Raw genomic sequence first — 21424 nt, 5'->3', positions numbered from 1 at the left:
CGGATGAAGGGCGAGGGCGCGAACAGAGTGAGTGCCCCGAGGGCTTCGGCGGCCGGTGTGGAGAGTGGCAGCATCCACGCGAGCGAAGTGAGCGCGGTTCGCCGCTCGCGCGGTTTGCGAGCGGGAGTTTTTGGTCCAGATTTTTGCGAGGAGGGTGGGCAAGCGAGTGAAACGAGCGAGCGCACCCGACGAGTAAAAAGGTGGGTCTTAGATTCCCTTGCCCATCAGATGACTCCGCAGGATGTCTGCCTCCTTGTTCGCGCTCGCGGTGTTCATGAGAACGATCGTATCGTCGGCACCGAACACGCCCCGTTCGGCGAGGTCCCACGCGCCGCTGGCGGCTGCTGCGCAGGTCGCGCCCATCTCCACACCCGTGTGCTGGGCGACCGTGATCGCGCTGTCGAGGATGGATTCGTCGGGCGTGGCGACGGCCCCGCCACCGGATTCGTCGAGTGCGTCGAGAATCAGCGGGCTTGCGCCGGGGTCGGGGATCTCGATGCCGCCGCAGATGGTGTCGGGCACGTCCCACGGTTCGTGGATATCCTCGCCCGCCTCCCACGCCTCAACGATGGGTGCACAGCCGCTCGATTGGGCGGCGTACAGTGCGGGGATCTCGTCGGTGAGGCCCAGTTGCTCGAATTCTTGTGCCCCCTTGTGCATGCCGACGAGACCGACGCCGCCACCGGTGGGATAGACGATGCCGTCCGGCACGTCCCAGTCGAGCTGTTCGATTGTTTCATAGAGCATCGTCTTCTTGCCCTCGTGGCGATACGGTGTCGAAAACGAACTCGTCGAGTACCAGTCTTCACTCTCCATCGCGTCGGCACAGGCCGCGGCGGCGTCGGGAAATCGTCCCCCGATAACGTTCATATCCCCACCGTGGACGTTTATCATCGCCTTGTTGACGAAGTTCGCGCGTGAGGGGACGAACACGTGTGAATCCAGTCCGGCGCGGGCGGCGTAGGCCGCGGCCGACTGACCGGCGTTGCCAGCAGATGTGAGCGCGATATCGCTCGCGCCGTGCTCGCGGGCGGCCGACACCGCGAGCGCGTGGCCGCGGTCCTTGAAACTCCCCGTCGGATTGCGGCCCTCGTCCTTGATGAGGACTCGTCCGACGCCGAGTTCGTCGGCGAGATTCGGACACTCGACGAGCGGGGTGGTCCCCTCGTCCATCGTCACCGCCGATTCACGAGGGATGGGCAGCAGTTCCTCGTAGCGCCACATGCCGTCGAACGGCCGGTTTTCGAGGTCGTCGCGCGCGATGTCAATACGGTCGTACTCGTAGTTCGGGTCGAGAACCCCACCACAATCGGAACACTCGTGGGTCACCGCCGTTGGGTCGAACCGTTCGCCACAGTCCGTACAGACGAGTCCGTCGAACGCCGCCGTCGTCTCCATGTCCCGACTACCGACGCAAGCGACTAATCGGTTCCCTTCACGGCGGACCGCCAGCGGTTTGCCGTCGCCGGCATATCGGGTCGTATGACCGAGACGGCGGGCGAAACCATCACGTTCGACATCGAAGGGGCAGGCGAACGATCGGAACTCGAACTGCCGCGTGCGCTCGTCGAATCGCTCGCCGACGAGAGCGATAGCCCGACCGACGTGGTCGCCGATGTCGCCCAGTTCGACTTCACGCGCCGTGCCTACGAGATGGACGAGGACGCGACGGCCGATGCACGCGCCATCGAACGCGACGCGCTCGCGCTGTTCGAGGCCCACTTCGGCGTCTCGTTCGAAGAACTGGTCGAACAGGGGTAGGCAGAGCGCCGTCACGCAGTCGTTTTGTGGGCGGCCCCCACAGGGAATCTATGACACAGGTCATCGTCGTCGGCGGGGGTCTCGCTGGGCTGGTCGCGGCCCGACATCTCGCCGAAGGCGGCGCGGACGTCGAACTCGTCGAGCGACGCGACTCGGTCGGCGGGCGCGTGCGCAGCCGACGGGTGGATGGCTACACGCTCGACCGTGGCTTTCAGGTGCTCTTTACTGGGTATCCGGCCGCACGGCGCGAACTCAGGTACGAAAACCTCGATCTCCGCTATTTCACGGCCGGCGCGACGCTCGCCCGGCCCGGCTCCCGAAGCGTGCTCGCGGACCCGCGACGAGACCCCTTCTCGCTGACTGAGACGCTGTTCAACGCGAATGTGACGATCGGCGATATGACCCGCCTGCTGAAACTCTGGCGCGAGGTCGGCGGCACGGACGAGAGCGAGGTTTTCGTGGGTGCGGACGAATCCATCGGATCGTTCCTCAAAGATCGAGGGTTCTCGACGCAATTCGTCGAGCGGTTCTTCGCTCCCTTCTATGGCGGGATCACGCTCGACAGGTCGCTCTCGACGTCGGCGGCGGTGTTTCAGTACACCATCCGGATGCTCGCCGACGGGTCGATCGCCGTGCCCGCGGGCGGAATGGGCGCGATCGCCGATCAGCTCGCCGCCAGCGCGCGGGAGGCCGGAGCCGAAATCACGCTCGACAGCGAGGTCGAAGCGCTCGAAGCCGGCGACGGGACGACCGTCGAGATCGGAAACGAGACCCGCGCGGCGGATGCGGTCGTGGTCGCCGCCGACCCGAAGCGTGCCCGCGATCTCACCGGCATCGAGTCGATTCCGACCGACGCACGCGGCTGCGTGACACAGTACTTCTCCCTGCCGACCCACCAGCAACTCGATACCGAGAGGAAACTCATTTTGAATGCCGGCGGCACCGAGCCGAACCACGTCGCGCCGCTCTCGACGGTGGCCCCCGAGTACGCCCCTGCAGGCCGCGAACTGCTCAGCGCGACCTTCCTCGGCGAACAGGAGCGAAGCGACGAGGCGTTGGCCGAGCGCGTGCGCGAGGCGCTCGCGGCGTGGTATCCCGAGCGGCGCTTCGCCGACTGCGCGCTCCTCGCCACCGACCGCATCGACTTCGCCCAGTTCGCCCAGCCGCCGGGATTCTATCACGACCTCCCGACGACTGACGCGCCCGACGGTGAGGTCTATCTCGCAGGCGACTACACGAACTGGTCGTCGATCCACGGCGCGATGGAGAGCGGTCGCGCGGCCGCCCGCGCGGTGCTCGGCTCGCGGTAGTCGGAAATCAGCGGCCCATCCGACCGACGATGAGCGCGTTCTCGATGAGCGTCTTGTGGCCACGGTGGAGTCGTTCCGAGAGCGCCTGGTGGGTGATGCCGAGGTCGGCGGCCAGGTCGTCGAGCGTCGACTGCTGTGGGATGTCGAAGTAGCCAGCCTCGACGGCCGCGACGAGCGTCTCGTGCTGGAGTTCGGTCAGCCCGTAGCGGTCGCGGTTCTCGCCGCCGAGTTCGTAGATGCGCTCGACGGTCATCGAGAGGTTTTCTTCCCGACAGAAATCGTAGGTCGCCGACAGCGAATCGCGGTCGGGAAAGAGGATGCGCAGCTGCCACTGCTCGTCGCGGCCGTCGGCGTTCAGCACCGTACCCTCCTGGTCGAGCAGGACGTGGAGGACGATGCGGATATCCTCGACCCACTCCATCCGGTAGAGCCACTCGTCATCGAAGGCCGCGAGTTCGGTGAAGTTTTCGACGCTCGGGTCGGCCGACAGCGCCTCGTCGAGGCTCTCGCGGTCGGTCTCGCCGGTCGCCCAGACGAACGGCATGACGCGCTCGGTCTCGTGGGCGACGACGCGCTCGATTTCGAATTTCACGTGGGGAAACTCATCGAGCGTGGCAGCCAGCGCGAACTCGGGGGCCGGAATCGACAACTCCGCGACGGTGCTCATGGATGGACTATCCGGCGGGCCAGCATAAACTTCGCCGATGATCGTGTGGTCCGAGCCGACCGGACGGTTTTTGCGATTAGCGCGTGCGGACACCGCATGGAGCCATCGAAGCGACTCGCGCGCAACCTCGTCGCCGAGTCGAAGGCGTATGGCTACACGCTCACTATCTGGGGTGGTGGCGCGATCCTCGTCGCTCACTACGGGACGCCCGACATCGTGCGGGTCGCGGCTTACGTCGGCGGCGCGCTCGTCGCCATGACGCTGCTCGCGGCCGTCGCCTTCGGCGGGTTGCTCGCCGAACAGCACCAACCCGAGGGCGAGCGCCCGCCCGTCGCCTCGATGGTCCACATCGCCGCCACCGGCGGCAGCCTCCTCGCGAGCTATCTCGTCTCCGTCGGTGGGCAGGGTCGCCTGCCGCCCGCCCTCGTGTTCTCGCTGGTCGGCTTCCTCGGGACGGCGCTGTACAACACGCTGCTCGTCTTCGAGGACAGCCTCGGGCGCGTCGTCGGGTCACGGTAGGACTTTCATGGCGGCCGTCCGAGTACCCCCATGACCGACGTGCTCGACGACAAGCGCGACGCGACCCGCTTTCGCATCCTCACCGAGATCGCCGAGCGCCAGCCGGCGGTGAGTCAGGGCGAGATCGCCGACAGCGTCGGCGTCACGGCACAGGCCGTCAGCGAGTACATCCGCGACCTCAGTAGTGATGGCTTCGTCGCGAAGGAGGGTCGTTCGCGCTATCGCGTCACCGAGGAGGGCGTCGACTGGCTGCTGCGCTCGGCGGCCGACCTCCGACGGTTCGTCGACCACGTGACCGATGACGTGCTCGGTAGTGTCGGCGAGGACGCCGCCATCGCCACCGCCGAAATCGCCGAGGGCGAACAGGTGTCGCTCTCGCTCGCCGACGGACTGCTCCACGCGACGCCCGGGGATAGGGGACCGGCGACGGGCGTGGCGACGGGGGCGGCCGCTGCTCACGAGGCCGTCGGCGTCACGGGCTTCGAGGGCGTCATCGACCTCGACCCCGGTATCGTTACCGTCCAGCAGGTCCCGCCCGTGCGCTCGGGCGAGATGAGTTCGCCAGAGGCGCTCGCGGCGGCCTGTGAAGGAGCCGACCTCGTGGCGGCGGTGGGCGTCGAGGCGGTCGTGGCGCTGCGCGAGGTCGATATCGATCCCGTGAGGTTCGCGGCGGGAGCGGTCGCGGCCGACGCGGCCGGTCGCGGGTTGGACTGTGTGGTAGTCGTCACGAGCGACCGCGTGGGTGAAGTGACCGACGCGCTGCGCGACGGGGGCGTCGCCTACGAGGTCTCGACCGTCTAGCCGGCGTGCTCTCTTGCCGTGGTGTAGGCCTCGCGTACGCGCTGGAACTCCTCGTGGTCGCCGCCGTGGTCGGGGTGGACCCGTTTGATCTTCTCGCGGTAGGCGGCGGTGACCTCGCGCGCGCTCGCGCCAGAGGGGAGACCGAGCACGGCGAAGGCAGCGGTCGCAGGGTCGATCTCGCCGTCCTCCACGTCGAGATCCGGCGTCTCGAAGGGCAACCGCGAGCCGAGATGGACGCCGGGCAGTTCATGTTCGACCAGTACTGGGTGGGTCGGCGAGCGCCGGAGACGGTAGTACGCCCGCGCGTCGAACGTGATGGCGACGTCCCGTTCGGGAAGGTAGAACGCGACCGACTGGCCCTCGATGGAGTGGTTCTCGACGAACGACTCGCCGATGGTGTCGAGGTATTTCTGGATTTCCCGGTGGCGTTTCGCGTCGCTGCTTCGCTCGCCGGTCTCGCCGTCGGTGCCGGTGGGGACCGTCGGGTACAGCCGCGCGGCGAGGGCGAACACGCCGGTGATGAGCAGAAGCGAGCCGGCTCCGAGCACCATTCCGACCAGCCACACGGGCAACGACACCACCTCGGGCACGCGCCGTGCTAGCCGACGGTGGCTAATAAATCGTCCGTCGGTGGCGACGGGGATGGGGCGAAAATCACAACGGCTTTGTGCGGTCTCCGTCCATCCCCGTCGATGCTCGCGGTCTCGACGACGACGGCGTACACGCTGTCGGTCGCGCTCGCCTCATTCTTCGTGATGGGCGTCGGCGCGGTCGTCTTCTTGCCGCGGCTCGACCCCGTGGGCTTCCTCAAAGAGTTTCTCCGCACGGACTGGAAGTACCTCGGCGTCGCGTGGCTCGTCACTAACGGTGTGAACACCGTCGCCCACCGTTTTCACGCCGAGCAAACCTTCACGTGGCTCGTCTACGAGTTCGAGGGTCCCGTCGTCGCGGCCTTTCAATCCGTTGCGAACGAGCCGCTCACGCTCCTGTTTACCGCCGCGTATCTCGTGGGTTTTCCGACCATCGTACTGTTCACCTACTTCAAACTCAAGGCCCACGACGAGCGCGAGGCGCGGCGCTACGCGCTCGCATACGTCGTCCTCGTGCTCCTCGCCGTCCCCTTCTTCGTCTTCGTCCCGGTCGGAATTCCCGCGCTCTACCCGGCGGTGGCGGTCCAGCCGCTCATCTTCGACGTGAGTCCGGTCATTCGAGCCGGGATGCTCGCCACCGACACGATGGTGAAGGCCTTTCCGAGCCTCCACACTGGACTGTCGGTGCTCGCCGCGCTCTACGCCCGGAAGGCCGGTGTGAGGTACGCCGCCACCGCGGGCGCGCTCGCCGCACTCATCGTGTTTTCGACGTTCTATCTCGGGATTCACTGGCTCACCGACGCCGCCTTCGCCGTCGTACTCGTGGGTATCGCCTACTGGGTCTCCCGGAACGTCGCCCCCGAGCGCGTGCTTCCGGTGCCCGCTTTCGGCGGGTTGCGCCCGGCGTTTCTCGGTCCCGACAGGGAGAGCGAGTGACAAAGTCGAAGGAATCGAGAGCGGGGGCTACCGATTTCATCCTTCCTATCGGGGGATGATTCGAGCTAGCACGTCTCCGCGGCGAAATTCGGCCTGTTCGGCGACGAGTATCGCGGCCACCTCGCCCGTCGCCGGGGCGGGGACGTCGATACTCACCTTCTCGATTTGGATCTCGGCGATGGGGTCGCCCGCCGTCACCGCTGTCCCCTCACGGACGAACCAGTTCGCAACGATCGCCTCGTCGACGTCCTCGGAATCGGCGGGCCAGACCGTCTCGGAATCGATCGCCACGCTCTCGTCGCTCATTCGTCGGCGGTGCCTGCGAGATCACGAACCGCCTCCACGATGTCCTCGGTTCCCGGATTGACCTCCTGTTCGAGCGGCCGGGCGTACGGAATCGGCGCGTCCGGCATCGTCACGCGCCCCACCGCCGAGAGGTCATCGAGCGCACCCTCCGTGGCTCTGGCGATGATTTCGCCCGAGACACCGAACGAGTGGTAATCCTCGTCGACGACGAGCAACCGGCCGGTCTTGCGAACCGATTCGAGGACCGTCTCGGTGTCGAGCGGCACCAGCGTCCGTAGGTCGATCACCTCGGTATCGACCGCCCCGTCGAGTTCGTCGGCGGCTTCGAGCGCCCGGTGGACGTGGAGACCGAGCGTCACCACGGTCACGTCGTCGCCCTCGCGCTTGACGTCCGCCTCGCCGAACTCGATGGTGTAGTCGTCTTCGGGGACGGGGGTCTTCGGTCCCGCCGGCGCGGGCATCCAGCCGATGCCCATCAGGCGCTTGTGAAACATGTAGACCACCGGATCGTCGTCGCGAATCGCCGTGTGCATCAGCCCCTTGGCGTCGTAAGCCGTCGAAGGAACCACCACCTTCATTCCGGGGAGGTGGGCGAACGTCCCATAGAGGGTCTGTGAGTGCTGAGCGGCGTCGTTGTACGCGCCGCCGACGGCCGTCATGAGCACCATCGGGACGTTCACCGAACCCCCACTCATGTAGGTGTTCTTCGCCATCTGGTTGTAGATCTGGTCCATGCCGACGCCGAAGAAATCGACGAACATCAGTTCCGCAATCGGGCGCATGCCCGCCTGTGCGGCCCCGACGGCGGCTCCGATGAACCCCGTCTCGCTGATCGGCACGTCCATGATCTTCTCCCTGCCGAACTCATCGAGCAGGCCCTCGGTGCTGTCGAAAATTCCACCGTAGTCGGCGACGTCCTCACCCAGTACGAATACGTCGTCGTCCGTGCGCATCTCCGCCGCGATGGCGTCGACCATCGCCCGGCTCATCGTCAGTTCGCGCCCCGTGGTCGATTCGGCTCCGTCGGTCTGTTCGGTTTCGTCGGCTTCGGCCATCAGTCGTCACCTCCCACTGGTTCAGCGGGTTCCGAAGTGGGCGTCCACCCCGCCGGCGGGTTCGAAAAGACGTCCTCGTAGGCCTCCTCCGGGTCGGGTTCTGGCTGGTCTTTCGCCCACTCGATGGCTCCCTCGACCCGTTCGTGGCTCCGGTCGCGGATGTCGTCGATGGTACTCTCGTCCACGCCTTCGTTCCGCAACGTGGTCTCCATCCGTTCGATGGAGTCGCGCTGTTTCGCGCGCTCGGTGTCCGCATCGGGGCGGTAGCCCTCGGCGTCGCCCATGAAATGACCCATCCGGCGATGGACCTGCACTTCGAGCAGCGTCGGCCCGTTGCCATCGCGTGCGCGACCGACCGCCTCGCCCGCAGCGTCGTAAATCGCAACTGCATCGTCGTGGTCGACGCGAATGCCGGGCATGTCGAACCCGTCGGCACGCTGTGCGCCGTTTTTCACGTCGGTGACGCGCTCTTTGGGCATGCTGATGGCCCAGTCGTTGTCCTCGATGACGAACACCACTGGCAAATCGTGGACGGCCGCGAGGTTGAGCGATTCGAGGAACCCACCCTGACTGATGGCCCCCTCGCCGAGATAGGCGACGGCGACGCTGTCCTCGCCGCGCTTTTTCGCTGCCAGCGCCGCCCCGACCGCCGGCGGACAGCCCTCGGCGATGATGCCGCTGCCCGCGAAGTTCACGTCCGGGTCGAACAGGTGCATGTGGCCGCCCTTGCCCTTACAGAGACCCGTTCGCCGGCCGAAGATTTCGGCGGTCATCCGCTCCAGATCGACGCCCTTGGCGATGGCAACGTGATGTGGCCGGTGCGGCGCGGTCACGGTGTCGTCGTCGCGGAGGTGAGCGCAGACGCCGGCGGCCGCGGCCTCCTGGCCGGCGGCGAGATGCAACTCGCCCGGAATCGGCCCGGCCGAGATGTCGAACGCCGGCTGCTTGCCCTCCAGATACTCCTCCTGAAGGCGCTCCTCGTACCGGCGAGCAGTCACCATCCAACCGTACATTTCCTGCAATTCGGTATCACTTGGCATGTGTTGCTCGTGTGTCTATGGCACGATGTCCACATAAGGGTGAGGGTGTCAACGAAGCCATACGGCACGTTTCATTCGAAGAACGGTGCGTCCGGTCGGGGTCCGCCCACCGTTCGCCGGATACGACAGATCGTGAGATTCTCTCGGTTCGATGGATCGAGAAGGTCCGCACGGGAACAAGCACATCGTTTTGCGTCCGACTGGCCGATTTCGGCGGCCGTCAAGCCCGTTTTTGGATCTCCTCGCGCAGCAGTTCGCTCACCTCGTCACCCTCCGCGCGACCGCCGAGCGCGCCCATGCACTCGCCCATCAGCCCCGAGAACGCGCCCATGCCCTGCTGCTCGACCTGCTGTTCGTTTCGCTCGACCACTTCGACGACGGCCTCGCGCACCTCGTCGTCGCCAGCACTCCCGAGTCCCTCGCGTTCGGCGGCTTCCGCCGGCGAGAGTTCCGGGTTCTCGGCGACCGCCGCGAGTAGGTCAGGAAGCCCCTCGCTCGTCACCTCGCCCTCCCGATAGAGGTCGAAGATGGCGAGAAAGCGCTCGTCGTCAACGTCTTGGATCGGGACGCCGTCGCGTCGGAGTTCGGTCGCGGTGCTTTCCACTGTGCCCGCCGCGAGCGTGGGGTCGACGCCGCGTTCAACGGCCGTCTCGAACAGGCCCATCCGCCGGCCATAGGCGACCTGTTCGGCGAGTCCGGCATCGAGTCCGAGTTCGGACTGGTAGCGCTCGACTCGTTCGGTGAGGAGTTCCGGCGTCTCGATACCCTCGAAGTCGAGTTCGACGGGTGGAACGTCGGTCTCGGGATACATCCGTGCCGCGCCCGGGAGCGGTCTGAGATACCGGGTGGTGCCGTCGTCGTTCGCCCCGCGGGTTTCCTCGGGCACGCCGTCGATGGCCGTCCGCGCACGGTCGGCGACCGCCTCGATGGCTGCCTGCGCAGCCTCGGGGTCGGCGGCGACCATCGCCACCGCATCGCGCTCTTCTCGCGGGCTTCGCCCGCTCGAACTGTCCGAGGCGCTTCGCGCCTCGCTGTCGGCGTCGACCGCCTCGCGCAGCGCCGCGACCTCGTCCTCGGTAACGCCGTAGGCCGGCAGCTCGTCGGTGTGGAAGATGCCACCGACGCCGTGGCGTTTCGCGTGGTCGGCGAACTCGGTGCCCAAACGGCGGTCGGGCTGGAGTTCGCGGCCCACAAGCCCGTCGAACCCTTCCAGCCGGACGGCCATCGCCACTCCATCCCCGGAAAGCGCGCCGCCGACGAGACCGCTGTCGGTGTCTTCGAACACCGCCGAAACGTCCGCCGGTTCGCTCACACCCGCATTCCTGCCCGCGAGTTCCTCGCGAATGTCGAGCAGTGCGGCCTGCCTGCCGACCTCGTTTCGCACGATGTCGTCGATATCGTCCAAACTCTGGACGCCCTTGAGTTCGACGCGCGCGCCCTCGGCGATGGAGACGTTCACGTCCTGGCGGATGGTGCCGAGGCCGCGCTTGACTTTTCCCGTCGAGCGCAACAGCATGCCGATGCGCTCGGCGGCCTCCTTGGCCTGTGCCGGCGAACGAATGTCGGGCTTGGTGCCGATTTCGACCAGCGGGATGCCCAGCCTATCGAGCGCGTAGCGCACTCCCGCATCGGTCTCGGCGACGCGCCCGGCGCTCTCCTCTTCGAGTTCCATGTCCTCGATACCGACCGTGCCCTCCGAGGTGCTGATTGCGCCGTCACCCGCGACGCGTGCCGAGCGCTGAAAGCCTGAAGTATTCGAGCCATCGACGACAATTTTACGCATGACGTGCGCCTCGTCAACGGGCGTCATGTCGAGCAGGCCGGCGATTTCGAGGATAGTATGAATAGCCTCGTCGTCGATGCGATGCGGTGGTTCCTCGTCGGCCTCCACGAGACAGGTGGAATCGAAGGCCAGATACTCGAACTCACGCTCGACACTCGCCTCTTCGAGCGCCGCGACGTCGATTTCGCCGAGTTCGCTCTTCGTGGGGTGGAGATACCGCCGGAAGCGATGGGTGGATTCCTCCGGTTCGCGCCGGTCGGTCGGACAGCCACAGAACAGTTTCGACCGGGTGTCGAGTTGCTGGTGAATCTCCAGCCCGGCGACCAGCCCCAACGCCTCGTAGTCGTGGTCCGTGTCGTGCTCGGCACTCATTGTGTGGCCGTGCGGCGTGGAGCGACAAAAGTCCGTCCAGTCGTCGCTCGTCGGAGGTTACTCGTCGCTGGCGTCTGCTCGCACGCTGGTCGATTCGCCCGCGCCACGGCGCACGGCGAGATTTTCGCCGAGCCGCCGTCGCACCGTCTCGCGGAGGTCGGTCGCCTCGCTCGCGTCGAAATCGACCGCGCGTGCGCCCCGATCGGTCACCGACAGCGAGCCGGCGGTGTCGATGGCCACCGTGGCGAGGTCGCGCCAGCGCTGGAACGGCGTCGCGGTTTGGATCACCGTCTGGACGCGATAGGCGGGCACGACGGCGGTGGATCGCCGCCAGAATCCGTTGCGCGTCAGGACGTGTTCGGCTCCCGCCGCGTAGCCACGATTGCGCCACTTGTAGTGGGCGGCGAACGGCACGAACAGGAGTCCGGCGAGCGGAAGATACCAGAATCGGAGTAACGGTATCCCGATGGTGGCGTTCGCGGCGAACAGCATAGCCCCGATGAACGCGATAGCGAGCGCGTAGCGGACGGCGTAGCGCCGGCGCGCTCTGCGGGGCGGGCGCGAAAACTCCGGCTCGCCGAAGTCGAACCCGTCGAGCGAGCGCGCGAACGCGAGCACACGCCCGCGCTCGGCCAGCGGAATCGCGGCCTCCGAACCGCCAGACGGTCCCTCGCCGGGCGTGTAGCCGGCGGTCTCGACGGCGAGCGAGCCGTAGCCGAGCCGGCGCATCAGGACGTTCTCCCGGATGTCTATCTGTTGGACCTTGTCGAGCGGAATCGAGCCGTCGTAGCGCGAGAGCAGGCCCCGTTCGTAGCGGAGTTCGTCCCCGGAGCGAGTCAGCCGGAAGTCGTAGTAGCGCGCGGCGGTCACGGCGGCGGTGGCGGCCCACGAGACGAGCGCGAGCGCCGCGCCCTGCGGCCCGACGCTGACCGCACCGCTCTCGGCGAGCAGGTCGGGAATCGAGATGCCGAGGGTGGGAACGGCGAAGAAAAGCACCGGCAGGAGTGCACGGAGGTCCGGCGCGACCAGCCCCAGAATCACGAGATTTCGTGGCGTGAGTTCGAACAGAAGTTCGGCCTGTTCGTCGCGTTCGCCGGTGGCCGGTTCGTCCGTTTCACCGCGTTTGCGCCGCTGGATGCCCCGCTGCAGGCGCTTTGCCTCCTCGTAGCTCACGTAGCGGAGGCTGGCCTCGGTCTCGCCGCCGCCGGCGGTCTCGATACCAACGGCCGCGATGGCGAGTGCGCGCTGGATGATACCCCGTGAAATGTCGACGTTCTGAATCCGTCTGATGGGGATCTCGCGCTCGCGCCGCGAGAACACACCCGAGCCGATGTCGAGCGTGTCCGTCGTGAGGTCGTACGCGAAGCGGCGGTAGTAGAGCGTCTCGTAGCCCACACCCACGAGAAAGCCACCGACGGTCGCCGCGACGAGCACGGGGAAAAAGCCCGGTATCGAGACCAGCGAGGAAGCGATGGAGACGACGAAGAAGCCGAACGAACCGATCTGCACGCCCCGAGGCAGCGCCCGAAGGGCAAGCGAGAGGGGATGGAGCTTCACACCGCGTCCTCCGGGTCGCCCGGTTCGCTCTCGATGGCGAGTCGGCGAAGGTCCTGTCGGATGGCGTCGGCACGCTCGGGCGTCAGGCCGGGAATCGTCACGTCAGCGCCGCGCGAGCCGGCGGTGTAGACCACGACGCTCGACAGTCCGACGAGGCGCTCGATCGGCCCGCGCTGGGTGTCGACGTGTTGGACTCGTACAAATGGGACGACGGAGGTCACGCGGGTGAGGACGCCGCGTTCGAGCACGACGGCGTCGTCTTCGAGGGCGAAGCGCCAGACGCGATAGCGCGCGAGTTCGTAGCCCGCGCCGAGAGCGGCGAGGACGACGAATACTACTGGGGCGACCCAGAGACCGATTTCGAGCACGAAGCGGTCGGCCGCGCCCGCGAGCGCGCCGGCGACGAGCGCGGCGACGAGTGCACTCACGAGCCAGACGAGTCTGACCCGCCCATCGAGCCGTTCCATGCGTCGAACACCGACCGCACCCCACATAAACCGCCGGCCTCCGCGCCGGCACCTCGACTCCGTCCCTCAAGTTACGGATCGACATCGGTGGGTTTGTCCGTCCGAGACGGCTACACTCGGCCGATACAATGGACCGAACGAGCGACCCCACCACCGCCGGCGATGGCTCGACGAGCGACGGTCTCCGGACCGAAGTCGACGAACACCGCGACCCGAACCACGACATCGATCCGCTGTTCGTCAACCGCTGGTCGCCACGGACGATGACCGGCGCACAACTGGACGAAGACGAACTGCTCTCGCTGTTCGAGGCCGCCCGCTGGGCGCCATCCTCCTACAACAATCAACACTGGCGGTTCGTCTACGCCACGCCCGACCACGACCAGTGGGACGATTTCGAAGACCTGCTCGCCGAGGGCAATCGCGAGTGGGCGAGCGACGCCGCGGCGCTCGTGGTCGTGCTCTCGAAGACGACCTTCGACCACAACGACGAGCCTGCACCGACCCACTCGTTCGACACCGGCGCGGCCTTCGAAAACCTCGCACTCGAAGGGGCGCGCCGCGGACTCGTCGTTCACGGCATGCAGGGATTCGACTACGACGGTGCGCGCGAACTGTTCGCCCTCACCGACGAGTACGACGTCGAGGCGATGGCGGCCATCGGGGTTCACGATGAGGACGACGCACCCGACGACGAACAGCCGAATCAGCGAAAGGAACTGAACAAAATCGTCTTCGCCGGCGAGTTCACGCCGAACTGAGCTACTCCTCGCGGCCCGGAATCCCGCGTTCGGTCATCGCGCGCGCGTCGAGGACATCGTCGGCTTCGCCCTCGTCGAGATAGCCCTCCTCGACGACGATCTCGCGGACCGTCTTGTCCTGCTTCAGGGCGTCCTTGGCGATCGTGCTCGCATCGTCGTAGCCGATGTGAGCGTTCAAGGCGGTGGCGAGCGCCATGCTCCGTTCGACCTGGTCCTCGCAGCGCTCGCGGTTGGCTTCGAGGTTGTCGACGAACTTCTCGGCGAACGCCTCGCTCGCGTTCGTGAGCAGCTCGATCGATTGGAGCGTGTTGTGGGCGATGACCGGCTTGTAAAGATTGAGATCGATCTGGCCGTTCTCCGCGCCGGTCGCGACGGCGGCGTCATTGCCGACGACCTGGACGTGGACTTGATTCACGGCCTCGGCGACGACGGGGTTGATCTTGCCCGGCATGATCGACGACCCCGGCTGGTTTTCGGGTTGGTCGATCTCGCCGATGCCGTTTCTGGGGCCCGACGCGAGCAATCGGAGGTCGTTGGCGATCTTGTGCATCGACCCTGACACCGTACGGAGCGCGCCGTGGGCCTCGGCCATCGCGTCGTGGGCGGCCTGGGCCTCGAAGTGGTCGGTCGCCTCCTCGAATGGTAATCCAGTTTCGCTGGAGATGTACTCGGCGGCGAGTTCGGGGAACTCCGGATGGGTGTTCAATCCCGTGCCCACCGCCGTGCCACCGAGGGCGAGTTCCGAGAGGTTGCGAGTGGTTCGACTCACCCGCGAAATGCCCTTGTCGATCTGGGTGCGGTAGCCGCCGAACTCCTGGCCGAGTCGCACGGGCGTCGCGTCCTGGAGATGGGTCCGACCCGTCTTCACCACCGTGTCGAACTCGGCTTCCTTCTCGCCCAGCGCCGCCCGCAGGGTTTCGAGCGCGGGCACGAGGTCGCGCTGGATCGCTTCGAGCGTGGCGACGTGCATCGCGGTCGGAATCACGTCGTTCGAGGACTGGCCGAAGTTCACGTCGTCGTTCGGGTGGACAGTATCGGAACCGACCTCGCCACCCCGAATCTCGCTCGCGCGGTTGGCGATGACCTCGTTGGCGTTCATGTTCGTCGAGGTGCCCGACCCGGTTTGAAAGACGTCGACGGGGAACTGGTCGTCGTGTTCGCCGTTGATGACCTCCTCTGCGGCGTCGATGATGGCGTCGGCGGTCGCCTCCTCGATGAGGTCGAGGTCGCGGTTGGCTCGTGCGGCGGCCTTCTTGACGGTGCCGAGCGCGCGGATGAACCGCCGGTCGAAGGTGATCCCCGAGATGGGGAAGTTCTCGACGGCGCGCTGGGTCTGTGCGCCCCAGTAAGCCTCCGCCGGGACCTCCATCTCGCCGAGACTATCGGATTCGGTTCGGTAATCGTCGCTCATGCACGCCCGGTTCGGGTGGGGGTGGATAAAACCCACGGGAACCGGCGGCGTTCTCGCTTACTCTCGGGTGGTGTATTCGTCGGGCGTATACGTTTTGAGTTCGAGCGCGTGGATGTCCGTCGTCATGTGCTCGCCGAGGGCGTCGTACACCAGTTGGTGCTGGTTCACGATGGTCTCGTCCTCGAAGGCCGGGGCGACGACCACGGCGGCGAGATGGTCGTCGTCCTCGCCGCGCGGCTGGGTGACGGTCGCCTCCGCGTCCTCGATGCCGGATTCGATGAGTCGTTCGACGTCTGCGGTGTCCATACTCGATGGGGACGGGCCGGCGGTAAAACCCTCACGTCCAGCGGTCGAGACCCGACTGCACGGTCGCGTCCTCGATGCGCTCGAACCCGCGCTCGACCTCGCCTTCGGGAATCTCCCACTCATCGGTGACGTACGCGCGGGCGGCGTCGAGATCCGGCTCGATCTCGGGATCGAAATCGGCGTCGGTGACGTCCGGGTTCAAAAACAGCTCGCGGACGAGGTCGGCGTTCTCGATGTAGGCGTCCTCGGCTTCGAGCGCCGCCCAGAGGTCGCCGTGCTCGCCGATCGATTTGACCGCCGTCTTCGGCCCGATGCCCGACACGCCGTCGTTGAAGTCCGTCCCGCAGAGGATGCCCACGTCGACGAGTTGCTCCCACGTGAGACCGTGTTCGTCGAGGGTCGCCTCGAAATCCATGCACTCGGGGTCGCCCTTGCTCGTGAGGTCCCGAAGCGTGTGCGGTGCGCCGAACAACAGGGTATCGTAGTCCTCGCTGCCGGCGTAGTCCACAGTATTGGAGCGGGCCATGTGGGCGGCCTGCGCCTCGCCCTCGGCGGGCGCTTCCACCACCGGGACGTCGAGGAGGTCGAGCAGTTCGCGCGTCGTCTCGTGAATCGTGCCGGTCAGGCGCTGGGTGCGCGATTCGAGCCGAGCAGCCTCGATGGCGTCGCCCGCCGCCCGTGCCTCGGCGGCCCGTTCCTCTGCTTTCTCCTTCTGTTCGCGCCGGCGCTCGACCTCGTCGGTCTTCAGGTCGGTGACGCCGCCGTCGAAGACCATTATGGGTACGATATCGTGTTCGAAGAACTTCGGCAGGCCCTGCACGACGCCGATGAGGTTGGCGACCTCCTTACCCGCGGCGGTCGTATAGACTGCATCGCTGGTCCACTTGACTGTGGTCGTGAGATACCGATAGAGCCAGTTGTGCGCGTCGATGGCCACCGTCGCGCCGGCGAGTTCGGAAAACTCGATCGGCTCGATGGCCGCGAGCTGGCGGAGGTCTGCGTTTCCCATTGCTCTCCGTAAGCGGGAATGGCGCTTGAATCCCCCGACTACGCATGGTTGGTCGTCCTCGATCAAGAATAAACGATCATTCCGGCGCAGCGAGCACCGATGGCGGGTCGACGTCGCTTCGCATCTCCAAGAACTCGTTCTCGCCGTCGGTGAGATCGCGCTCGCGATAGATGTCGAGACCCGCCTGATAGGCCGCCCGTGAGCGCTCGTCGGGGCGTTCGAGGACGAGTTCGGCGAGACCGGTCTCTCGGCCCGTGTAGCCGAATCCAGCCTTGTAGAGGGCTTCGTAGGCGAAGGGATTGTTGACGGCGATGCGGAGGCGTTCGTAGCCACGGGCGAGCGCTTTTTCGGACGTGAACATCGCGAGGCGCGGACCGAGAGCCTCGCCGCGGCGGTCGGCGCGCACGGTGATGTAGCGAAACCAGAGGGTATCGGGGTCGGTGCGGTCCGCGTTGAACGCCAGCGCCGCGACGATCTCGTCGTCCCACTCGCCGTCGGTCGCTTCACGCGGGTCGCGGACGACGGCCTTGCCGGTCGAGGACATTACGAACTTCCCGGCGTAGGCGAAGTCGTGATAGTCGAGGCGCAGAGTCGGCTCGTCAGCCGGCCAGCCATCGAGCGCGTACTCCATACCACTCGTCGACGGCGAATCGGCATAGGCGCTGCGCCGGACGATTTAAATCCTGCCCGCCACGAGAGCGCTCATGCACGCGCCGGGGGACGTCGCGCTCTTCGAGCGGTTCGCGCGCTACTACGAGCGGTTCTCGCCCGCGACCAACGAGCGCGCGCTCCGGGCGGGACTCGCCCTCGCCGACCGCGATATCGAACGGGTTCTCGACGTCGGCGGCGGCACGGGACGCGCGGCGCGGGTTCTCGACAGTCCCGAACGGGTGGTCATCGACGCCGCGGCGGGGATGCTTGCCGAGGCACGACGGGTCGGACTCGACTGTGTTCGCGGCGACGGTGCGGCGCTGCCGGTCGCCGACGATAGCGTGGACGCGGTCGTCGTCGTCGATGCGCTCCATCACGTCGCCGACCAAGCGGGGGCGCTCGCCGAGGCCGAGCGGGTCCTTCGCCCGGGCGGCGTGTTCGTCTGCCGGGAGTTCGACCGTGCGACCGTGCGCGGGCAGGCGCTGGCCGCCGGCGAGCATCTCGTGGGGTTCGATTCAGAGTTTTTCACCCCAGAGGAACTCGCCGGAGCGGTCGAGCGCACCGGATTAGATGCGGCGATTCCGGCCCGCGGCTTTGGCTTCACCGTCGCGGGCGTCAAGCGCTGAAACGATTCGTACATACCGCTCGCGTACCGATGGGAGGCCATGAGTGCCGTCGCTTCGCTCCGGACGCACGTCGACGCCTCGCCGCGGACGCTCGCCGTCGCCCTCGGTGACGTGGCGCTGATAGTCCTCTTCGTCGCCCTCGGCGAACTCCAGCACGGCTACGATCTCCTCGCCCAACCGGGGCGGGTCGTCGGCACCGCACTCCCGTTTCTCATCGGCTGGGCGGTCGCGTCCGTGCCCGCCGGCGTGTACGCACCGGAGATCTATCGGTCGCTCCGAAACGCCGTCACCCGGACCGCGCTCGCGTGGGTCGGCGCGGTGCTCGTCGGACAGGCGCTGCGCGCCACTGCCATCTTTCACGGTGACTTCGCGGTGACGTTCATGCTCGTCTCGCTCGGCGTCGGTCTCGCCCTGCTCGTGCCGTGGCGCGCGGCCGTCGGCTATCTCGGGCGCGCCTGAGAGGCGCTCGAACGGGACGTGCGCTCCCAACGGTCGTGCGTTCCGACGCGATCGCTGTCCGATATCGTGACCGTTCTATCGGTATTTTTGGGTGTAGAGCGTCCGTAGGCGTAGTTGCCCATCCATAACTTATAGATAAGCATTCAGTGAATAGTCGCGTCGATATCCCTCGCCCACACCCCACCTATGGGAAACACTTATCAGTAGCACTCCCATACAATGGTGTATAATGGCTCACTACTACGATCTCGTGCTCGGTCTCATCCCGCTCGCCCTGGGCGGCATCACCACCGTTCTCGCCGTGCTCGGCGTCTCGCTTACTCTCGCCGTCCCGTTCGCGGCCGCGGTCGCGGTCGCGCTCATCGGTCACGGCATGTTCGTCAGGTCGCCCGGCGCGACGCCCGCGCCGTGTCCCGAACCCCAGAAATTCAACTCCGCCGACTGATTGCCTCACTCCCGTTTCTCTTCTCCCGCGAGCCACCAGTCATAAGCGCTCGCCCCACCTTCTTCGAGTATGGCCGATGCCACCGACGGAACGCTGTTTCTGACGAGTGCGGAGTGTGCCGGACTCGCAACCCCCGAAGAGTACATCGAGGCGGTCCGTGAGGGCTATCGCCAGCGCGGGCAGGGCGCACCCGCGGCCCCGCGAACGAAGCTCACGAACGAGAACCCTCCAGGAATGCTCACGGGCTACAGCGCCATCCTCCCCGAGACGGGCGCGATGGGCGGGTACACGTATGCAGCGGGTTTCGGTGCCGAAGACGCCCACTTCATACTCCCGCTGTTCGATTCGCAGTCCGGACGGCCGCTCGCGCTGCTCGACGGCGCGAGCCTGAACCCCTTCAAGACGGGTGCGACGGGTGCGGTCGGCGTCGATGCACTCGCACGCGAGGACGCGGCGACGCTCGCAGTCATCGGCAGCGGCGCGCAGGCACGGGGCCAGCTTCGGGCTGCGGCGACGGTGCGGGAGTTCGAGACCGTCAGCATCTACTCGCCGACCGCCGAGCACCGCGAGAGCTTCGCCGCGTCGATGAACAAGACCCTCGATGCGGGCGTCGCGGCCGTCGCTTCGAGCGCCGCCGCCGTCGAGGGTGCGGACGTGGTCATCACCGCCACGAATAGCTCCGAACCAGTCTTCGACGGCGAGGTGCTCGAAGACGGTACCCACGTGACCGCGATGGGCCAGTACCATCCCGAAAAGCACGAACTCGACGCGAGAACCATCGAGCGCGCGACGTACGTCCCCGACCTGCGCGAGCGCGTCATGGACGACGCCGGCTCGTTCATCAACGCCGTCGAGGAGGGTGTCGTGAGCGAAGACGACATCCACGGCGAACTCGGGAATGTCGTTGCGGGCGAGGTAGCGGGCCGCGAATCGGACGACGAAATCACGGTCTTCGACTCGGGAGGAACCGGCATCGAGACCGTCGCCGCCGCCCACATGCTCTACGAGAAGGCGCGCAAGCAGAATTTGGGGACCGAAATCGAGTTCGCGCCCGCGAGCGAGGCGCTCACCGGGGAGTGAACACCCGTCGATTCGCGGGGAAAGAGCCAACACACCCGCACGAGAGGAATCGATATGGCCGAGATTCCGTTCGCGTCGGCGGCAAGGCTCGCAGGGGAGATTCGAGATGGGGAACGGTCGCCGGTCACCGTCGTGGATGCCTATCTGGAGCGCATCGCCGCGCGCAACGACCTGACGAACGCCTACGTTACGGTCATCGAAAAGGACGCACGCGAGCGCGCACGGGAGATCGAAGCGGCGATAGACCGTGGCGAGGATCCCGGCCCGCTCGCGGGCGTACCGGTCGCGCTCAAGGATCTGTTCGGGTTCAAGGCTGGCGTCCCGGCGACGATGGGATCGGCGGCCGTCGGCGAGTTCATTCCCGAAGAAAGTGCGGTCGCCACTGAACGGCTCGAAGCGGCCGGCGCGATCGTCCTCGGAACGACCAACGCTCCTGAGTTCGGGCACAAACTCGTCACCGAGAACCCGCTGCATGGACGGACGGGGACACCGTTCGACCCCGAGCGAACCTCAGGGGGTTCGTCGGGCGGGAGCGCGGCGGCGGTCGCCGACGGGCTGGCGGCGTTCGCACAGGGCTCCGATACTGGCGGTTCGATTCGGATTCCGGCCGCCTGCTGTGGCGTCTACGGCATCAAACCATCCTTCGGGCGGGTACCGAACGCCCTTCGTCCGGATGCGTTCGGCATGGCGACACCGTTTTCGAGCACCGGCCCGCTCGCGCGCACGGTCGAGGACGCCGCGCTCGCGCTCGACGTCTTTTCCGGTCCGCACCCGAGCGACCCGCACAGCCTGCCCGCATCCGACACCAGCTACCGCGCGGCCACGGAGCGGTCGACCGACGAACTGAGTGTGGCGTACAGCCCCGACCTCGGGCTGTTCGACGTCGCCGAGCGCGTCCGCGATGTGCTCGACGACGCGACCGAGGACCTCGTGGGTGTCGTTGAAACTGTCGAACAGACTGATCCACCCTACGAGGGTTCCCTATCGGATCTCCGATATGCGTTCACCCAACAAACTACTGTCCTGTTCGCCGCGCTAGTCGACGGTCTCGAAGCCGACGGGAAAATCGACGAGGGCGATCGCGAGAAACTCATGTCCTCGACGGCGACCTTGGTCTCTATCGGCGAGGACTCCGATGCGCTCGGCTACAAACGGGCCGACCGTCCACGAACCGCCTTCTACGACGCCGTCGAGTCGGTTTTCGCCGATCACGACCTGCTCGTGAGCGCGACCGCCGCAGTCCCGCCGTTCGCGCACGGTCGGGATGGGCCCGCAGAGATCGACGGCGAATCGGTCGCCAATCCAGTAGTGGATTGGTGTCTCACGTGGCCGTTCAATCTCACCGGCCATCCGGTCGCGTCGATACCCGCAGGATTCGTCGATGGGCTGCCAGTCGGACTCCAGATCGTCGGTCGCCGACACGCCGAGGAGACGGTGCTCGCCGCGAGCGCGGCGCTCGAACGCGTCCGTCCGTGGCAGGACGCCTACCCGCCGGGCGAGTAGGCTGAGGAG

General features: G+C 66.6%; 24 protein-coding genes. 11 read left to right on the top strand and 13 right to left on the bottom strand.

The window, feature by feature from the left end; genetic code table 11:
- Window positions 1–207: 207 nt before the first annotated feature.
- A complete protein-coding gene (locus ACP97_RS18130; RefSeq protein ID WP_049999239.1) occupies window positions 208–1398 on the bottom strand; it encodes a threonine synthase in 1191 nt (396 codons plus the stop codon).
- A gap of 84 nt (window positions 1399–1482) precedes the next feature.
- On the opposite strand from ACP97_RS18130, the gene ACP97_RS18125 reads away from it, so the two are divergent.
- Both ACP97_RS18125 and ACP97_RS18120 read left to right on the top strand, forming a co-directional pair.
- Complete coding sequence (locus ACP97_RS18125; RefSeq protein WP_049999238.1) at window positions 1483–1761, top strand: DUF7545 family protein; 279 nt, start codon at window positions 1483–1485, stop codon at window positions 1759–1761.
- A 50-nt stretch (window positions 1762–1811) separates the two neighbouring features.
- Window positions 1812–3071, top strand: coding sequence for an NAD(P)/FAD-dependent oxidoreductase (locus ACP97_RS18120; RefSeq protein ID WP_049999237.1), 1260 nt, complete (start codon window positions 1812–1814; stop codon window positions 3069–3071).
- A 7-nt stretch (window positions 3072–3078) separates the two neighbouring features.
- On the opposite strand, the gene ACP97_RS18115 is transcribed toward ACP97_RS18120, so the two are convergent.
- Window positions 3079–3738, bottom strand: coding sequence for a helix-turn-helix domain-containing protein (locus tag ACP97_RS18115; protein ID WP_049999236.1), 660 nt, complete (start codon window positions 3736–3738; stop codon window positions 3079–3081).
- 96 nt (window positions 3739–3834) lie between these two features.
- On the opposite strand from ACP97_RS18115, the gene ACP97_RS18110 reads away from it, so the two are divergent.
- Together ACP97_RS18110 and ACP97_RS18105 are read left to right on the top strand one after the other, a co-directional pair.
- Window positions 3835–4257, top strand: a complete 423-nt coding sequence (locus ACP97_RS18110; RefSeq protein ID WP_049999235.1) for a hypothetical protein — start codon at window positions 3835–3837, stop codon at window positions 4255–4257.
- Window positions 4258–4287: 30 nt separating this feature from the next.
- Window positions 4288–5058 carry a DUF7839 domain-containing protein gene (locus ACP97_RS18105; RefSeq protein WP_049999234.1) on the top strand — a complete coding sequence of 257 codons (771 nt, stop codon included), beginning with the start codon at window positions 4288–4290 and terminating at the stop codon, window positions 5056–5058.
- Here the strand turns inward: ACP97_RS18105 and ACP97_RS18100 are convergent.
- A complete protein-coding gene (locus ACP97_RS18100) occupies window positions 5055–5648 on the bottom strand; it encodes a J domain-containing protein (protein WP_237561236.1) in 594 nt (197 codons plus the stop codon). The genes ACP97_RS18105 and ACP97_RS18100 overlap by 4 nt on opposite strands.
- Before the next feature lie 102 nt (window positions 5649–5750).
- On the opposite strand from ACP97_RS18100, the gene ACP97_RS18095 reads away from it, so the two are divergent.
- Window positions 5751–6584 carry a phosphatase PAP2 family protein gene (locus ACP97_RS18095; protein WP_049999233.1) on the top strand — a complete coding sequence of 278 codons (834 nt, stop codon included), beginning with the start codon at window positions 5751–5753 and terminating at the stop codon, window positions 6582–6584.
- 45 nt (window positions 6585–6629) lie between these two features.
- Here ACP97_RS18095 and ACP97_RS18090 read toward each other — a convergent pair whose 3' ends face one another.
- The 6 genes from ACP97_RS18090 to ACP97_RS18065 all read right to left on the bottom strand — a co-directional run bounded on the left by ACP97_RS18090 (window position 6630) and on the right by ACP97_RS18065 (window position 13164).
- Complete coding sequence (locus tag ACP97_RS18090) at window positions 6630–6890, bottom strand: lipoyl domain-containing protein (RefSeq protein WP_049999232.1); 261 nt, start codon at window positions 6888–6890, stop codon at window positions 6630–6632.
- Window positions 6887–7945 (bottom strand): alpha-ketoacid dehydrogenase subunit beta, encoded by a 1059-nt coding sequence (locus ACP97_RS18085; protein WP_049999231.1) that lies wholly within the window; start codon window positions 7943–7945, stop codon window positions 6887–6889. The genes ACP97_RS18090 and ACP97_RS18085 overlap by 4 nt, the downstream gene beginning before the upstream one ends.
- Window positions 7945–8958 carry a thiamine pyrophosphate-dependent dehydrogenase E1 component subunit alpha gene (locus tag ACP97_RS18080; RefSeq protein ID WP_049999230.1) on the bottom strand — a complete coding sequence of 338 codons (1014 nt, stop codon included), beginning with the start codon at window positions 8956–8958 and terminating at the stop codon, window positions 7945–7947. The genes ACP97_RS18085 and ACP97_RS18080 overlap by 1 nt, the downstream gene beginning before the upstream one ends.
- 247 nt (window positions 8959–9205) lie before the next feature.
- Window positions 9206–11140: a Glu-tRNA(Gln) amidotransferase subunit GatE gene (gene gatE, locus ACP97_RS18075; RefSeq protein WP_049999229.1), complete on the bottom strand. Its 1935-nt coding sequence runs from the start codon at window positions 11138–11140 to the stop codon at window positions 9206–9208.
- A 57-nt stretch (window positions 11141–11197) separates the two neighbouring features.
- Window positions 11198–12697 carry a PH domain-containing protein gene (locus ACP97_RS18070; RefSeq protein ID WP_049999228.1) on the bottom strand — a complete coding sequence of 500 codons (1500 nt, stop codon included), beginning with the start codon at window positions 12695–12697 and terminating at the stop codon, window positions 11198–11200.
- Window positions 12694–13164: a PH domain-containing protein gene (locus ACP97_RS18065; RefSeq protein ID WP_049999227.1), complete on the bottom strand. Its 471-nt coding sequence runs from the start codon at window positions 13162–13164 to the stop codon at window positions 12694–12696. Before ACP97_RS18065 ends, ACP97_RS18070 begins: the two co-directional genes overlap by 4 nt.
- Before the next feature lie 128 nt (window positions 13165–13292).
- Between ACP97_RS18065 and ACP97_RS18060 the strand changes: the two genes are divergently transcribed.
- A complete protein-coding gene (locus ACP97_RS18060) occupies window positions 13293–13925 on the top strand; it encodes a nitroreductase family protein (RefSeq protein WP_049999226.1) in 633 nt (210 codons plus the stop codon).
- A 1-nt stretch (window position 13926) separates the two neighbouring features.
- On the opposite strand, the gene ACP97_RS18055 is transcribed toward ACP97_RS18060, so the two are convergent.
- The 4 genes from ACP97_RS18055 to ACP97_RS18040 all read right to left on the bottom strand — a co-directional run bounded on the left by ACP97_RS18055 (window position 13927) and on the right by ACP97_RS18040 (window position 17282).
- On the bottom strand, window positions 13927–15336 hold the full coding sequence (locus ACP97_RS18055; protein ID WP_049999225.1) for a class II fumarate hydratase: 1410 nt from the start codon (window positions 15334–15336) through the stop codon (window positions 13927–13929).
- A gap of 57 nt (window positions 15337–15393) precedes the next feature.
- Window positions 15394–15642, bottom strand: a complete 249-nt coding sequence (locus ACP97_RS18050; protein WP_049999224.1) for a BolA family protein — start codon at window positions 15640–15642, stop codon at window positions 15394–15396.
- Between the two features lie 31 nt (window positions 15643–15673).
- On the bottom strand, window positions 15674–16651 hold the full coding sequence (fen, locus tag ACP97_RS18045; protein WP_049999223.1) for a flap endonuclease-1: 978 nt from the start codon (window positions 16649–16651) through the stop codon (window positions 15674–15676).
- A 76-nt stretch (window positions 16652–16727) separates the two neighbouring features.
- Window positions 16728–17282 (bottom strand): GNAT family N-acetyltransferase, encoded by a 555-nt coding sequence (locus ACP97_RS18040; protein WP_049999222.1) that lies wholly within the window; start codon window positions 17280–17282, stop codon window positions 16728–16730.
- Between the two features lie 73 nt (window positions 17283–17355).
- On the opposite strand from ACP97_RS18040, the gene ACP97_RS18035 reads away from it, so the two are divergent.
- From ACP97_RS18035 to ACP97_RS18015, 5 genes are all read left to right on the top strand, one after another.
- The gene (locus ACP97_RS18035; RefSeq protein ID WP_049999221.1) at window positions 17356–17928 is read left to right on the top strand and encodes a class I SAM-dependent methyltransferase; all 573 of its coding nucleotides are present in this window, start codon (window positions 17356–17358) and stop codon (window positions 17926–17928) included.
- A gap of 39 nt (window positions 17929–17967) precedes the next feature.
- Window positions 17968–18387 (top strand): DUF3054 domain-containing protein, encoded by a 420-nt coding sequence (locus tag ACP97_RS18030; RefSeq protein ID WP_049999220.1) that lies wholly within the window; start codon window positions 17968–17970, stop codon window positions 18385–18387.
- A gap of 229 nt (window positions 18388–18616) precedes the next feature.
- Entirely contained in the window at window positions 18617–18832 is a 216-nt protein-coding gene (locus ACP97_RS18025) for a hypothetical protein (protein WP_049999219.1), read from the top strand.
- 69 nt (window positions 18833–18901) lie between these two features.
- Complete coding sequence (locus ACP97_RS18020; RefSeq protein ID WP_049999218.1) at window positions 18902–19912, top strand: ornithine cyclodeaminase family protein; 1011 nt, start codon at window positions 18902–18904, stop codon at window positions 19910–19912.
- 54 nt (window positions 19913–19966) lie between these two features.
- Entirely contained in the window at window positions 19967–21415 is a 1449-nt protein-coding gene (locus tag ACP97_RS18015; protein WP_049999217.1) for an amidase, read from the top strand.
- Window positions 21416–21424 lie beyond the last annotated feature (9 nt).

The organism is Halococcus sediminicola (assembly GCF_000755245.1).
Lineage (GTDB): Archaea > Halobacteriota > Halobacteria > Halobacteriales > Halococcaceae > Halococcus > Halococcus sediminicola.
This window is presented reverse-complemented; position numbering and strand designations above follow the sequence as displayed.

Bases quoted from the DNA above. Each gene is read 5' to 3' on its own strand.
- ACP97_RS18130 (WP_049999239.1), bottom strand. From the start codon at position 1,398: ATGGAGACGACGGCGGCGTTCGACGGACTCGTCTGTACGGACTGTGGC.
- ACP97_RS18125 (WP_049999238.1), top strand. From the start codon at position 1,483: ATGACCGAGACGGCGGGCGAAACCATCACGTTCGACATCGAAGGGGCA.
- ACP97_RS18120 (WP_049999237.1), top strand. From the start codon at position 1,812: ATGACACAGGTCATCGTCGTCGGCGGGGGTCTCGCTGGGCTGGTCGCG.
- ACP97_RS18115 (WP_049999236.1), bottom strand. From the start codon at position 3,738: ATGAGCACCGTCGCGGAGTTGTCGATTCCGGCCCCCGAGTTCGCGCTG.
- ACP97_RS18110 (WP_049999235.1), top strand. From the start codon at position 3,835: ATGGAGCCATCGAAGCGACTCGCGCGCAACCTCGTCGCCGAGTCGAAG.
- ACP97_RS18105 (WP_049999234.1), top strand. From the start codon at position 4,288: ATGACCGACGTGCTCGACGACAAGCGCGACGCGACCCGCTTTCGCATC.
- ACP97_RS18095 (WP_049999233.1), top strand. From the start codon at position 5,751: ATGCTCGCGGTCTCGACGACGACGGCGTACACGCTGTCGGTCGCGCTC.
- ACP97_RS18090 (WP_049999232.1), bottom strand. From the start codon at position 6,890: ATGAGCGACGAGAGCGTGGCGATCGATTCCGAGACGGTCTGGCCCGCC.
- ACP97_RS18085 (WP_049999231.1), bottom strand. From the start codon at position 7,945: ATGGCCGAAGCCGACGAAACCGAACAGACCGACGGAGCCGAATCGACC.
- ACP97_RS18080 (WP_049999230.1), bottom strand. From the start codon at position 8,958: ATGTACGGTTGGATGGTGACTGCTCGCCGGTACGAGGAGCGCCTTCAG.
- gatE (WP_049999229.1), bottom strand. From the start codon at position 11,140: ATGAGTGCCGAGCACGACACGGACCACGACTACGAGGCGTTGGGGCTG.
- ACP97_RS18065 (WP_049999227.1), bottom strand. From the start codon at position 13,164: ATGGAACGGCTCGATGGGCGGGTCAGACTCGTCTGGCTCGTGAGTGCA.
- ACP97_RS18060 (WP_049999226.1), top strand. From the start codon at position 13,293: ATGGACCGAACGAGCGACCCCACCACCGCCGGCGATGGCTCGACGAGC.
- ACP97_RS18055 (WP_049999225.1), bottom strand. From the start codon at position 15,336: ATGAGCGACGATTACCGAACCGAATCCGATAGTCTCGGCGAGATGGAG.
- ACP97_RS18050 (WP_049999224.1), bottom strand. From the start codon at position 15,642: ATGGACACCGCAGACGTCGAACGACTCATCGAATCCGGCATCGAGGAC.
- fen (WP_049999223.1), bottom strand. From the start codon at position 16,651: ATGGGAAACGCAGACCTCCGCCAGCTCGCGGCCATCGAGCCGATCGAG.
- ACP97_RS18040 (WP_049999222.1), bottom strand. From the start codon at position 17,282: ATGGAGTACGCGCTCGATGGCTGGCCGGCTGACGAGCCGACTCTGCGC.
- ACP97_RS18035 (WP_049999221.1), top strand. From the start codon at position 17,356: ATGCACGCGCCGGGGGACGTCGCGCTCTTCGAGCGGTTCGCGCGCTAC.
- ACP97_RS18030 (WP_049999220.1), top strand. From the start codon at position 17,968: ATGAGTGCCGTCGCTTCGCTCCGGACGCACGTCGACGCCTCGCCGCGG.
- ACP97_RS18025 (WP_049999219.1), top strand. From the start codon at position 18,617: ATGGCTCACTACTACGATCTCGTGCTCGGTCTCATCCCGCTCGCCCTG.
- ACP97_RS18020 (WP_049999218.1), top strand. From the start codon at position 18,902: ATGGCCGATGCCACCGACGGAACGCTGTTTCTGACGAGTGCGGAGTGT.
- ACP97_RS18015 (WP_049999217.1), top strand. From the start codon at position 19,967: ATGGCCGAGATTCCGTTCGCGTCGGCGGCAAGGCTCGCAGGGGAGATT.